The sequence below is a fragment of the Candidatus Omnitrophota bacterium genome (genome assembly GCA_028716165.1).
GTDB lineage: Bacteria > Omnitrophota > Gorgyraeia > JABMRG01 > JABMRG01 > JAQUQI01.
The window spans coordinates 13221-26326 of record JAQUQI010000007.1; the positions used below are offsets into that span (position 1 = coordinate 13221).

12 protein-coding genes and 3 tRNA genes are annotated in these 13106 nt (G+C 41.9%); all 15 read left to right on the forward strand.

Annotated elements, in window-relative coordinates; all coding sequences use genetic code 11:
* Window positions 1–124: 124 nt before the first annotated feature.
* The 15 genes from rpsB to PHV77_04630 all read left to right on the forward strand — a co-directional run bounded on the left by rpsB (window position 125) and on the right by PHV77_04630 (window position 13091).
* On the forward strand, window positions 125–856 hold the full coding sequence (gene rpsB, locus PHV77_04560; GenBank protein ID MDD5504570.1) for a 30S ribosomal protein S2: 732 nt from the start codon (window positions 125–127) through the stop codon (window positions 854–856).
* A gap of 20 nt (window positions 857–876) precedes the next feature.
* Window positions 877–1461, forward strand: a complete 585-nt coding sequence (tsf, locus tag PHV77_04565; GenBank protein ID MDD5504571.1) for a translation elongation factor Ts — start codon at window positions 877–879, stop codon at window positions 1459–1461.
* The gene (gene pyrH, locus PHV77_04570) at window positions 1458–2189 is read left to right on the forward strand and encodes a UMP kinase (GenBank protein MDD5504572.1); all 732 of its coding nucleotides are present in this window, start codon (window positions 1458–1460) and stop codon (window positions 2187–2189) included. The genes tsf and pyrH overlap by 4 nt, the downstream gene beginning before the upstream one ends.
* A complete protein-coding gene (gene frr / locus PHV77_04575) occupies window positions 2190–2753 on the forward strand; it encodes a ribosome recycling factor (GenBank protein MDD5504573.1) in 564 nt (187 codons plus the stop codon).
* Between the two features lie 47 nt (window positions 2754–2800).
* Window positions 2801–2876: transfer RNA gene (locus tag PHV77_04580), tRNA-Lys, on the forward strand.
* A gap of 238 nt (window positions 2877–3114) precedes the next feature.
* The gene (locus PHV77_04585) at window positions 3115–6366 is read left to right on the forward strand and encodes a hypothetical protein (protein ID MDD5504574.1); all 3252 of its coding nucleotides are present in this window, start codon (window positions 3115–3117) and stop codon (window positions 6364–6366) included.
* A 53-nt stretch (window positions 6367–6419) separates the two neighbouring features.
* Window positions 6420–6836 (forward strand): archease, encoded by a 417-nt coding sequence (locus PHV77_04590; GenBank protein ID MDD5504575.1) that lies wholly within the window; start codon window positions 6420–6422, stop codon window positions 6834–6836.
* A 63-nt stretch (window positions 6837–6899) separates the two neighbouring features.
* On the forward strand, window positions 6900–8363 hold the full coding sequence (locus PHV77_04595; GenBank protein MDD5504576.1) for an RtcB family protein: 1464 nt from the start codon (window positions 6900–6902) through the stop codon (window positions 8361–8363).
* Between the two features lie 42 nt (window positions 8364–8405).
* Window positions 8406–9689: a serine--tRNA ligase gene (serS, locus tag PHV77_04600; GenBank protein MDD5504577.1), complete on the forward strand. Its 1284-nt coding sequence runs from the start codon at window positions 8406–8408 to the stop codon at window positions 9687–9689.
* Window positions 9690–9692: 3 nt separating this feature from the next.
* Window positions 9693–10358 (forward strand): M50 family metallopeptidase, encoded by a 666-nt coding sequence (locus PHV77_04605; GenBank protein MDD5504578.1) that lies wholly within the window; start codon window positions 9693–9695, stop codon window positions 10356–10358.
* 87 nt (window positions 10359–10445) lie between these two features.
* A tRNA-Ser gene (locus PHV77_04610) sits at window positions 10446–10534 on the forward strand.
* Between the two features lie 276 nt (window positions 10535–10810).
* Window positions 10811–10900, forward strand: a tRNA-Ser gene (locus PHV77_04615).
* Between the two features lie 118 nt (window positions 10901–11018).
* Window positions 11019–11261, forward strand: a complete 243-nt coding sequence (locus tag PHV77_04620; GenBank protein MDD5504579.1) for a GIY-YIG nuclease family protein — start codon at window positions 11019–11021, stop codon at window positions 11259–11261.
* Window positions 11262–11327: 66 nt separating this feature from the next.
* Entirely contained in the window at window positions 11328–12152 is an 825-nt protein-coding gene (locus PHV77_04625) for a class I SAM-dependent methyltransferase (GenBank protein MDD5504580.1), read from the forward strand.
* Window positions 12153–12215: 63 nt separating this feature from the next.
* On the forward strand, window positions 12216–13091 hold the full coding sequence (locus PHV77_04630; protein MDD5504581.1) for a hypothetical protein: 876 nt from the start codon (window positions 12216–12218) through the stop codon (window positions 13089–13091).
* The last annotated feature ends 15 nt before the right edge of the window (window positions 13092–13106 follow it).

Here is a 13106-nt window from a genome sequence, read left to right on the forward strand (position 1 = left end):
CAATTGCCGGTAAATAAATCTATCCCCTTAAATGATTGCGTCTTAATGAAAAATGGGGATAATACAAGCGCTATGTTCCGATTGAAAAGGAATTTGTAATAGCGCAGGAGCGAGGAGGCTTATTTTGGTTACGGATTTAATGAAACAGCTTTTAGAGGCAGGGGTCCATTTTGGGCATCAGACAAAAAGGTGGAATCCCAAGATGGCGCCGTTTATATTTGGACAGCGTAACGGTATCTATATTATTAACCTTGAAAGGACGGCTGAAAGGCTTGAAGACGCGTGTAAATTTATAAATGAAGCCGTAGCGCGCGGCGAAAATGTCCTGTTTGTCGGAACAAAGAAACAGGCCAAAGAGGCCGTTTTGTCCGAAGCGCAAAGATGTGGGATGTTTTCCGTAACGGAAAGATGGCTTGGCGGGCTGATGACCAATTTTACGACTGTTCGCAGCAGCGTAAAGCGGATGAAGGAAATAGAGGCCATGAAGGAAGGCCTCGGCATGGACGCGCTTACGAAGAAGGAGAGATCAGCCCTTGAAAAAGAGTGGGCCAAGCTTAATAAAAACCTTTCCGGCGTAGCTGATATGAAAAAACTGCCCGGTGTTGTTATTGTAATTGATCCTAAAAAAGAGGAGACGGCCGTTAGGGAGGCCCGGAGGCTGGGTATACCTATTGTAGCTTTGATAGATACAAATTCTGATCCAGACAGCGTGGATTTTCCCATACCGGGTAATGACGATGCTATCAGGGCGATACAATTGGTCCTTACAGTGCTGACCGATAGCGTTATGGAAGGCAGGAAGAAACAGGCTAATGCTAAAGCTAAAGCTGAAGAAAAGAGCGAAGACGATAAATAGTTCTGGAAAGGAATGTCAAAATGCTGGATAAAGTAAAACAACTTAGAGAAAAAACAAGCGCTGGAATGATGGAATGCAAGAAGGCCTTGTCTGAAGCCGGCGGAGATATGGAAAAGGCGATAGAGATACTGCGCAAAAAAGGCATCAGCCTTGCAAGCAAAAGGTCGTCACGAGCGGCAAAAGAAGGCCTGATAGTTTCTTATATACATACAAACAATAAAATAGGTGTTCTGCTTGAGGTTAATTGTGAAACGGATTTTGTCGCGCGGAACAGCGATTTTAAAAATTTCGTAAAAGAACTTTCCATGCAGATAGCCGCCACCGCGCCAAGTTATATATCAAGGGACGATGTGCCCGGTGATATCCTGGAAAAAGAGAAGGACATAATACAGGAACAGAACAAAACCAAACCGGCTGCCGCTTTGCAAAAAATAATAGAAGGCAAACTGAACAGCTATTATCAGGAAGTATGTTTACTTGAACAGCCGTATATAAAAGACCAGAAAATTTTTATTAAAGACCTGCTTACCGGATTAATAGCTAAAACCGGCGAAAACATTGTTGTCAAAAGGTTTACCCGGTATCAACTGGGCCAGGTCGCATGAAAAAGGATGCCAAGCTTACTTATAAAAGAATAGTTCTTAAGCTTAGCGGTGAGTCATTACAGGGCAAGAGCGGTTATGGTATTGATATTCCGACGACCCGCTCAATAGCATCGCAGATAAAGCAAGTCCACGATATGGGCATTGAAACCGCCATTGTTATCGGAGGAGGCAATATATTGCGGGGCGCGCAGGCGTCCAAAAGCGGCATGGATAAATCAACAGCTGATTATATGGGCATGCTTGCCACGGCTATAAACGGCATGGCATTACAGGACGCGCTTGAAAAGCAGGGCGTATTTACGCGGCTGCAGACAGCCATTGAGATACGCCAAATAGCCGAATTGTATATAAGAAGGCGGGCCATCAGGCATTTGGAAAAGAAAAGGGTTGTTATCTTTGTCTGCGGCATCGGGAACCCTTATTTTACCACGGATACAACAGCAGCGTTAAGGGCAACAGAGATAGGGGCTGATATTATATTTAAGGCGACAAAAGTAGACGGTATATATTCTGCCGATCCGCTGAAAGACAAATCAGCTAAAAGATACGCGCGTTTGGATTATATAGACCTTTTGAACAAACAACTCAAGGTTATGGATGCCACCGCTGTTAGCTTATGCATGGACAATAAAATACCTATAGTTGTTTTTGATTTATTTAAGGAAGGCAATCTCAAGAGAGCCGTAAAAGGGGAAGAGATAGGAACTGTTGTCAGGGGGGCAGAATAGATGAATACCGTAAAAGAGGTCGTGAAAAGCGCTGAAGATAAGATGAAGAAAGCGGTTGAAGCGGCAAAGAGGGAGTTTGCCTCTGTCAGGACCGGCAGGGCATCCGTTTCTCTTGTAGAAGGCATACACGTGGATTATTACGGCACGCAGACGCCGCTGAAACAGCTTGCCAATATATCAGCACCTGATGTAAAGCTTATAATAATTCAGCCATGGGATCCGGCAAGCCTGCCTGAAATAGCTAAAGCCATTCAGCAGAGTAATATTGGTTCTATGCCTGTCAATGATGGTAAAGTCATACGTGTCAGTATACCGCCTCTTTCAGAAGAAAGACGTGAAGAGCTGATAAAGATCACAAAAAAAATGGCTGAAGACAGCAGAGTGTCTATACGCACGATAAGACGCGATGCTAATGAGTCTGCCAAAAAGCTTGAAAAAGATAAGCTTGCTTCAGAAGACGAGGCCTTTAAGGCGCAGGAAGATGTGCAAAGGCTTACGGATAAATATATAAAGGAAATAGAAAATATCCTTCAACAAAAGGATAAGGAATTATTAGAGGTTTGAGGGCTGTAAAAGTAACACTTAAGAAGATTGACTATATAACTGTATATGCCCCGCTAACTCAGATGGTAGAGTAACGCTCTTTTAAGGCGTGAGTCGTTGGTTCGAGTCCAACGCGGGGTACCATTTATAAAGATGCGAAATATGGGCAGGGATATTGTGACACGGCCTATATCTCGCATCTATTTTTATGATACCGCGTAAATAATGATATATTTTATGGCGTGCCTTGACATTAATATGAAACAATTTGGTATTGACTTTGTACATTAGTTATGATATACTTTTAAAAACATATTCTAATCATTTATTTTAACCCATTATCCAAAAATAGCTATCTGTATAATCCTCTAAGGTTTTATTTATGCTAAAACGTATATTTGTATTATTCGTAGTAATTGTTTTTTTGACCGATAACCATATTCATTATATCAGCGGCAGTTATCAATATTCTGCCGGTATCAATACCCTTCGTCCGATATCTTCTCATGCGGCCAATGAAGACTTAGGTTTGCGGCAGGAGCAGATTCCATCAGCGTATAACCGAACCGATAAACAATCCGAACTTTTTACCTCTATTTTAAAAAGGCTTGACAAGGAAATGCCCCGTGATGAGATGTCCCGTCAGGCGTTAGGGAAAGAGATAGGCAGTTTATCAGCTGTTTTTAGAAGCATAAGCGAAAGCCTGCAGAGAGGTTTTTATAATCACGCGGCCCTATTGACGATTGAAGCAATAAAAAATAATATTCCGGGTATTACGCCTGGACAGATTAACAAGTGGATTGCCGAATGTTTTTGCGCGGATTCCGCGTTTCATTCAGGATATATAGCTATTGAAGCTTTTAAGAAAAATTACCGCGTTGACACAGACTATGTGCAAAAGAGCATAGAAGGCTGTTTGCAAAGTAACTTGTTTTCTGTTGCCGGCCAAATGACATTAGAGGCGTTAAAGGCAAAAATACCCGGGATATCGCCTGATAATATACGCAGATCAATAGAAGTGTGTCTTAAACAAAATCAGGTGGCATTTGCCCGCAAGTTTATAATAGATTCCATGCGAGAACCTGCCGCGGCCATAAAAAGCGATGAGATAATAAATTGGATTGAGATGTCCTTTGAGTATGGTTCCCCTTTTGACGCCGGCATGATAGCGCTTGAAGCTCAAAAAAATAATATGCCCGGTGATTTTTGGCCTTATATAAAGAAAGGCATCCAAGGTTGTATTGATGAAGATTTTAGCGCGAGCCAGTTAATTATTTATATACTGACTAATAAAATGGGCAATGTGACGGCAAAAGAGATTGATAGTGTTGTCGCGGGATGCCGTAAGAAGCAAATGTCTTATGATGCCGGAATGGTTGCTATTGAGGCTTTTAATAATAGTATACCCGGCGTAACGGCTGACAGCGTAAGGGATATTATTGAATATGATTTTTCGTTGGGTAAATACTACTCCGCGGGCCTTCTAGCGGTAGAGGCTATTAAACGCGGCGTGCCGGGGGTAGAGGATGATTATGTCAGTAAGTGTGTATCCGGATGTTTCCGCGGCAGAGAATATTTTGATGGTGGAATTATCGCTATGCAGGCAGTAAAAAACGGTATATCATCCGTAAGTATTGATGATATTAAAACAAGTATTTCCGAAATGTTTTCTATGGGTCTTTTATATAGTGCGGGGCGTCTATTGTCTCTGTTGGTAGATAGCGGCATAACGGGCATTACCGCACGCGAGCTGAAAGATGCTATTGACATATGTTTTATGGAAAAAAATTCTTATGCCATTTTGCCGGTTATCCAATCTATTATAAATAAAAATCTTCCCGGAATAGGCTATGATGATATATTAAGTTATATAAACAAATGTTATATTTTTGACGATTTAAATGACGCGGGTTATATCGCGCTGGATATGTTAAAAGACAGCACCTGCTATAAAAGAATAAATAAGATAGCCTTTATATTAAATGATATGACGCAGGCCCGGGATGAAAAAACGCTGTATTTTATCTATTCCGGACTGTCTTGTGCGTTAAAAAATAATAAAACAGATTATCTGGATATTATTTTATCCGCGGTAGACGAGAGAGAGCATTTTGTCAGGGCCCTTATCAGGCTTATGGATGCCTTAACCCCGGATATGGTGTGGAGCAATATAATCGCGCAAAAAGGTTTTAGCAAAATCCGGCAAACATATGATAATCTTTATAGCTGTATATTCAGCGATACCCTGCCCGAAGGTGTTGATATAAGTCAAAAAGAGACAAGCATTCTTTTGAAAGCGATCACAAGATTTGATATAAGTGATTTTGCTGGAAGAGGTAAAAAAGGATTTGAAGAAATTTATTATGATTTTAAAAAAAACCGGGATGACGGAAAGATAAAACCCCTGGCACGGAATATTCCCGCGCCTATTACTATAGAGGTATTGACCAATAGTGCGCAATCCTTTTCCCCGCCGGCACGAAAATATTATAAGGATATGATAGATGCCGCGCATACCGCTATATCCGCCGCAAGCAATATGAATAATGCCGGCGGCCCTTATTCCGGGATTATCAGCTTACTTATTGAGCTTGCTGATGATGAAATCAGCAAGCTGTCCGACAAGGCGCGCGGGGAATTAATTAACCAACAGGCTTTATCAAACATCAGGCAAAGACTGGATTTATTTAATAAAGCCAAACAACACCTTATTCATTACCAACACAACCCGGTTCTGCCCCTGATTTTTTTAGAAGCCCCTGAACTCAATGTGTTAAGTGATATAAAGCCTGCCAGGCCGTTATTCAGGCAGGCACTGTTTATGGCGGCATTTTATAATAATGCCAAGTGGGAAAAATATTTCAGCCTTCCGAATGTGTCCGTTCTGACGCTTGATAACATAATTAGATTTGTTGAATTTACGGATATATTTCTCAAGCAGGATTTGCTTTCTAACGCTGATATTGAAGTCGGCAAGGCACTGCTCAAGCACCTTAATCCCGCGACTTTTAAAGATGAAATAAACCGGTTTAACAGAAATAGTCCGTGTTTTAAGAAAAGGATTGGGGTATATCCATGCCGCGGCTGGATAGCCGAATATATAGGTTATTACTCGGATATGTGCTGGGTAGACACTCCCGATATCATCAAAAACAATCCCGACGTGATACCGCTTTTTTTTGTAGATGAAGACCTGGGAGAAATTTTAGGCGGGACATTATTAATGTTTAATTCTATTGACGGTGAAAAGGTAATGATTGACAGGGGATTATCCCCGCGGGTTGAATTTACGCGCAATATAAATGTGGGGGATTTTGTAGAAAAAGTCCTGGATTATGAGGAAAAGATAGCTGTTTCTATGGGGGCAGGAAAGATAATAGTTCCTTTAAGAATGTACGAAGAAGGCCTTGGCACCAACAATCCCGATATTATACAGTACTATGAAAAGAGCGTAAAAAATAAACAGCCCGTTGATCTTGATAAGAAAAACATATTTAACAGCCATGATATTACCAAAGGCTGTTGCGCCGTCATCAGAAACATTGACAATGTTAAAAATGCCAACCCAAAAGTTTCCTTCGCGCGCATAAAATCTATTTTTAAAGTTATAAAAGCCATAGGTAATGCCGCGTAGTTTTATCCCCGCCGCGATTGACTTGAGCGCCTTGATTTTGATATACTTACTGCATGAAATGCTATAAGTATATAGAGCATACGTCGGATTTAGGTATAAGAGTTTGGGGGCGTGATATCAAAAGCCTCTTTACTAATTCCGCGTTTGCCATGTATGACATCATATCCGATGTCAGCCTGGTCCGGCCGGTAAGGTCTTTTTTTATAAGGTCTAAAGGTATGGACAGGGATGAACTTTTAAGGAATTGGCTGTCTGAACTTTTGTATTGTTTTCACGGCAAAGGCCTGTTACTTGCCGAATTTAATGTTATCAGGTTAAATAAGACAGATATATTATCCAGGGTCAGCGGAGAGAGGTGCTTGAGCTCCCGTCACCGTTTAAAACGCGAGATCAAAGCGGTCACCTACCACAACTTAAAAATAATTAAAAGAAACAACAAATTTCATACGGATATTATATTTGATGTATAATATGTTCAAGGATGATTATTTTTTAAGTAAAAATAAGCGCAATAAGGCCTTCAAAGGGTATTTATGATTTCACGCTATGACGGGCCTCTTAGAAGGATAGACAGTAATCGTTGGCTTATACCGCAAGACAGTATCAAGGGGATGCGTGTAGACGGCTTGGTATATGCCGGCGCTAAATTGATTGAGGCGGCCAAAAACGACAATGCTCTGCGGCAAGTTGCTAATGTAGCTATGCTGCCGGGTATTGTCAAATATTCATTGGCTATGCCCGATATACACTGGGGTTATGGGTTTAGCATAGGCGGTATAGCCGCGACAGATATTGACGCGGGAGGAATAATATCGCCAGGCGGGGTAGGTTTTGATATAAATTGCGGTATAAGGCTTTTAAAGACCTCGCTTTTTGAGAATGATATAAGGCCGAAACTGTGTGATATTGTCAATGGACTTTATCGCGCTATACCATTAGGCATAGGCTCAAAAGGCGATATCAAGGTAACGGCAAAAGAAGAAGCACAGATATTTGAAAAGGGTTTGCAGTGGGCGCTTTGCAAGGGCTATGCTATTGAATCGGATATTGCCCGTACGGAGGAAAATGGCTGTATGCCGGGCGCCAACCCGGATGCCGTATCCCCCAGAGCTTATGAACGCGGCAAGCCGCAAATGGGCACGCTTGGTTCCGGCAACCATTTTATAGAGATACAGGCGGTTGATGAGATATACGACGCGCATGCCGCGGGCATATTCGGCCTTTCAAAAAATCAGATAACCATAATGATACATTCCGGTTCGCGGGGTTTAGGTTATCAGATATGCGATGATTATTCGCGCGAGATGGTAAAAGTTCTTGCTAAATACAATATCCAGATACCCGACCGTCAGCTTGCCTGCGCGCCTTTTGGTTCAACAGAAGGCAAGCTTTATTTTGGGGCTATGAAGTGCGCCGCGAACTATGCCTGGAATAACAGGCAGTGTATAGCGCATCTTATACGGCTTGTATTTGAAAAAGTTTTTGCCCAGACATTTAAGTCATTAGGGATATTTGCCGTATATGACATTGCCCATAATATAGCAAAGGTTGAAAAGCATATCGTAGACGGAGTTGAGAAAATGCTTTGCGTGCACCGGAAAGGCGCGACAAGAGCTTTTGGCCCATCGCGGCCCGAGGAAATGCCCGCGGAGTATAGAAAAATCGGCCAGCCGGTTATTATACCGGGAAGCATGGGCTCATATTCATATTTATTGCTTGGCACTGATAAGGCTGTAGATGATACATTTGCTACCACCTGCCACGGAGCGGGCAGGGCATTATCAAGGAAAGCCGCTTCAGAGCTTTATGTATCGGAAAAGATTATCTCAAAACTTAATAAAAAAGGTATTGTGCTAATGGCATCTGATAAAAATACTATATCAGAAGAGGCGCCCGATGCCTATAAAAATATAGATGATGTTATCTCGGTTGTGGTCCAGTCCGGTATATCAAAAAAAGTTTGCAGGATGAGGCCTTTAGGCGTAGTCAAAGGATAAGTTGTTAATTAATATTATTTTTAGAGAAAGGCGGGATGGAAAATGCTTGACATCAAGTTTATAAGAGAGAATACGGATAAGGTAAAAGAGGCATTAAAGAACAGAAATTGCCGTTTAGATATAGACCATCTTATGTGCCTTGACAAAGAACAAAGGGCTCTTGTGGCTGAAGCTGACAGGTTAAAGAATGTCCGCAATATTGAATCTGAAGAGATAGCGATATTAAAAAGGTCAGGCAAGGACACAGCGGCTAAAGTTTCCGAAATGAAGATTGTATCCCAAAAAATAAAAGAATTAGACCAAAAAGTGGGGGATTTGACACTTCGTATAGCGGATATTATTATGCAAATCCCAAATATCCCCCATACTAGTCTACCCATTGGCTTGGACGCGAGTTCTAATAAGACAGTTAAGCAATGGGGCAAACTGCCTAATTTTAGATTTAAACCATTAAATCATATGGAGTTAGCCGAGAGTTTGAATATTATGGATTTTGTCCGATCAACCAAGCTTTCGGGAGCCGGATTCTCACTTTTTATAGGTGATGGCGCGAAAATGGTAAGGGCATTAATAAACTTTATGCTGGATATGCATACCCAAAAGCATGGGTATAAAGAGATATGGCCCCCCGCCCTGGTGAATCGTCAAAGCATGACCGCCACAGGTCAATTACCCAAATTAGAAGATGATATGTACAGGTTAAAAGATGAGGATCTTTTTTTAATACCAACAGCTGAAGTGCCTGTTACTAATATACACAGGGACTCTGTATTAAACGGCAGTGATTTGCCTGTATATTACACGGCTTATACGCCTTGTTTCAGAAGAGAAGCGGGTTCCTACGGCAAAGATACCAAAGGCCTTTCAAGAGTGCATCAATTTGACAAGGTTGAAATGGTAAAATTTGTCAGGCCTGAAACATCATATGACGAGCTTGAAAAACTTTTGAATAATGCCGAAGATGTTTTACAGGCGCTTAAGCTTCCTTACAGGGTCCAGCTTTTATGCACCGGCGATATAAGTTTTGCGGCAAGTAAATGTTATGATATTGAGTTGTGGGCGCCCGGCGCGGGGGCATGGCTTGAGGTATCAAGTTGTTCTAATTTTGAAAGCTTCCAGGCGCGAAGAGGCAATATCAAATTCAAAGACCCTGAAACCGATAAACTTAATTTTGTGCACACATTAAACGGTTCAGGCGTGGCCCTGGCAAGGCTCATCATCGCTATATTAGAAAATTATCAGCGCAAAGACGGCTGTGTGGATGTCCCTGCCGCGCTTAGGCCTTACTTGGGGAAAAAGAGGCTTTTAAAGCCCGACAAAAAATAAGGCATGTTAACCAGGATATTGAAGATATCGCTCGGGGTATTGGCACTGCCGGTCTGCTTCGGGGTATCATTAAGTTTATACCGCCACGTTGCAACCTTAAGTATTTTTTCATTGTATCAGCAAAAATATTTTTTATTTGGTATTATCGCGTATTTTGTATTTCATGCCTTGGTCATTAAGCCTCTGTATCCTTTTGTTTTAAGCCATGAACTGACGCATGCCATAGCCGCTTTGCTTACAGGGGCGAAAGTCAGGTCCATACAAATATCATCCAAAGGCGGCAGTGTGTCGGTTTCCAAGAATAATGTGTTTATCGCGTTAAGCCCTTATTTTGTTCCTTTATATACGATAATAATAATTTTATTATGGTTTGCCGCGGAACGGGTTTTAGGCAGTGGGCCTTATCAGGGATGGTTTCTTTTTGCCGCCGGTTTTACGCTGGCTTTTCATATAGTTCTTACCGTTGATTTTTTGAAAACCAGGCAGACAGATCTCCAGTATGCCGGTTACCCGTTGTCGGCATGTTTGATTTATATTATTAATCTGGTTGTAGTGGGTTTTGTATTAAGTTTTTTATTTCAGGGCCTTGTATTTTCCAATTTTTTAAAAGACTCTTATATGATATCCGCGGACGCATATAAGGAGATATTCAAACAACTGTTCTTGTAATTTGCATAGCAGGCTTTCCCGGGATTGGGTTTGACAACAATTTGAGCCTTTGGTATATTATAAAGGCTAAATATCAGATTATCACGCGGAGGAGTGGCAGAGCTGGTTGATCGCGGCGGTCTTGAAAACCGTTGTACCGAAAGGTACCGTGGGTTCGAATCCTACCTCCTCCGCCAGCATATTTGATTGCAAAGCGAGGATTTTGTCAGCGAACCCGCGATTTGCCTAGTGAGAGGCCTATCCGCGTAAAGTATCCTCAAAACTTTCAGTCAGGTATTCACTAATAATGCGCGGGCCGGAATTCGTTTGCTTTTTGAGCTATTTTTTGGTATAAATACATTGCCGGACGGGCATACCCTACCCTTGCGATCAAATTAATGGGGATGAACCTTATTATACTGATGCCGTTTGGCATCAGTTTTTTATTTGATGCTTAAAAAGGTATGCGTTGCGGAGAGATGGCTGAGTGGTTGAAAGCGGTCGCCTCGAAAGCGATTAGGCCTTTACGGGTCTCGGGGGTTCGAATCCTCCTCTCTCCGCCATTCTGCTTCGCTCAAAGCTTTTCAGCTTTGAGCTTCGCAGGAATTGGCGAAGCAGAATGTCTCTGCGTAGCCCTACCGGCTATTGCTTGTTGAAGGGCGAAGTAGGACAATAACGAATATGTATATAGTTTATATACTTATCAGTAAAAAATATCCAGATAGAATTTATATCGGCCTGACTGAAGATATTTCCCGTCGAGTAGAGGAGCATAATGCCGATAAATCATCTTATAGTCGTAAATATGGGCCTTGGGAATTAACGACATATATAACTTTCAGTCAGAAGAAAAAAGCTGTTGAATTTGAAAGATATTTAAAATCCGGATCAGGATTTGCGTTTTTAAAAAAACGGTTTATTTGAAATGCCAGTTTTTGAAGTATTGCAGGCGTCCTATTTGGAGACACCCTGCGTGCTCAATCACGTTCAATGGAAATACCTCACGTGTCATCCAGAGCGGCAGGAGGCGAGGCCAGAATAAGCCGCGAAGGATCTGGAAGTGAAGTCAGTATTAGATTCCTCGCTTCGCTCGGAATGACAAGGTGGACGCTCGGAATGACAAGGTGGACGATCGGAATGACAAAGGCGGCGCTTGAAATGACAAGTCTTAAAAAGTTACACCGTGTCTTACAAGATAGGGGCAACGGTTCTTACAAAAATCAAAACGTCTGTAATAATAAAATGCCGGAAAAACAAAAAAAATATATAAGCAGTTTTGATTTGCATGATTCGGCCATTGTTTTTAAGTGCCTTGGTCTTAAGATAGGGGATGGTTTTCTTGATATTGGCTGCGGCGAGGGCGATTATTCTATGCAAGCCGCTAAATATGTGGGCACAAAAGGGACTGTTTTTGCCCTTGATAAGCGGGCCGATATCGCGGACCATGTTTTAGAAAAAGCCCGGGAACAGGGGTTTGCAAATCTGAAACCTTTAGTTTCCGATACAGCGCATGTCCTGCCTGTCGCGGATGCTATTATTGACGTATGCCTGCTCGCTATGGTTTTACATATACCGGACGTAAGACGGCACTACAAAGAGATGTTCAAACAAATAAATCGGGTATTAAAGCCGTCCGGCAGGTTGGCGGTTATTGAGATGAAAAAAGAACAAACACCCTTTGGCCCGCCGCGCGCCCTGCGATTGTCCGTTGAAGATATTGAGGGCATGGCGTCCCCGTTCGGGTTTTTAAAGACATCTTATGCTGACTTGGGTTACAGCTATATTGTTAAGTTCGCATTGAAGGAAAGGCCATAGCCTGTTTTTTGGATTATTTTTGTCAGTTATTCGCGGAACCTGTCTTAAGAGGCAACAGCTTAAATGAAAAAGATATTTATATTAATTCCAATTTTAATATTAGTAAGCCTTTGGATATTTTATTTTTTTAACATAAACTTTAATGCCCGCACAGATAAAATATCGCTTGCTGATAGAGAGCAATACGAGCATGGTTTTGTCCTGCCAAACGAACAAAGTGTTGGGCCCAGCTCTTCAGAGGATACTATGGAGGCTGAAAATTTTTCAGATACCCCTGCCGCGCCCGAGACCGAAGAGCATGCCGTGCTGTTGCCCTTTGCTCCGAGTGAAACGCTTGTTTATGATGTGTATTGCGCCGGCGTTAAGGCAGGCAGTTCGGTTCTTAAATTTCTTGGCGAAGAAGAACTTGACGGCGAAAGGGTTTATCATATGACCTTTGAAACGGAACTGCCTTTTTTAAAAGATTATGAAGATATATACGCGCATAAAGGTTCTTTTTTGCCTCTTAAAATAAAAAGAATAGTCCATAAGATGGGGGGCATATCAACCGAGGAGATTGAAGAAGAGTATGACCAGGATAAATTCACGGTCACGATAAAGAAGAAAAGCGCGTTTTTATCCGGCAAAGACATTATGCAGAAAGAAGGTTATATACACAACGCGATACTGCTGACATATCTTTGCCGTTCCGGCGAGGATATAAACATGAACGAATATTCAAAAGTTATTTTACCAACGCAGGAATTTAGAATCCGCTTATCCGGACAAAGCGAAGAAGACACGCCTTCAGGCCGGTATATTGCCGATATATTTACAAGTGAACCTTCCAAATTCACATTCTATCTTAGCAGAGACAGCCAAAGACTGCCTGTTAAGGTTACCAGCCACACTTCCCTGGGCTACACAATGACACTGCGTTCGGTTGAAAACCGCCCATAAGGATACGGTTATTTT

Coding starts and splice junctions, on each gene's coding strand:
- tsf (MDD5504571.1), top strand. CDS start 877: ATGCTGGATAAAGTAAAACAACTTAGAGAAAAAACAAGCGCTGGAATG.
- pyrH (MDD5504572.1), top strand. CDS start 1,458: ATGAAAAAGGATGCCAAGCTTACTTATAAAAGAATAGTTCTTAAGCTT.
- frr (MDD5504573.1), top strand. CDS start 2,190: ATGAATACCGTAAAAGAGGTCGTGAAAAGCGCTGAAGATAAGATGAAG.
- PHV77_04585 (MDD5504574.1), top strand. CDS start 3,115: ATGCTAAAACGTATATTTGTATTATTCGTAGTAATTGTTTTTTTGACC.
- PHV77_04590 (MDD5504575.1), top strand. CDS start 6,420: ATGAAATGCTATAAGTATATAGAGCATACGTCGGATTTAGGTATAAGA.
- PHV77_04595 (MDD5504576.1), top strand. CDS start 6,900: ATGATTTCACGCTATGACGGGCCTCTTAGAAGGATAGACAGTAATCGT.
- serS (MDD5504577.1), top strand. CDS start 8,406: ATGCTTGACATCAAGTTTATAAGAGAGAATACGGATAAGGTAAAAGAG.
- PHV77_04605 (MDD5504578.1), top strand. CDS start 9,693: ATGTTAACCAGGATATTGAAGATATCGCTCGGGGTATTGGCACTGCCG.
- PHV77_04620 (MDD5504579.1), top strand. CDS start 11,019: ATGTATATAGTTTATATACTTATCAGTAAAAAATATCCAGATAGAATT.
- PHV77_04625 (MDD5504580.1), top strand. CDS start 11,328: ATGGAAATACCTCACGTGTCATCCAGAGCGGCAGGAGGCGAGGCCAGA.
- PHV77_04630 (MDD5504581.1), top strand. CDS start 12,216: ATGAAAAAGATATTTATATTAATTCCAATTTTAATATTAGTAAGCCTT.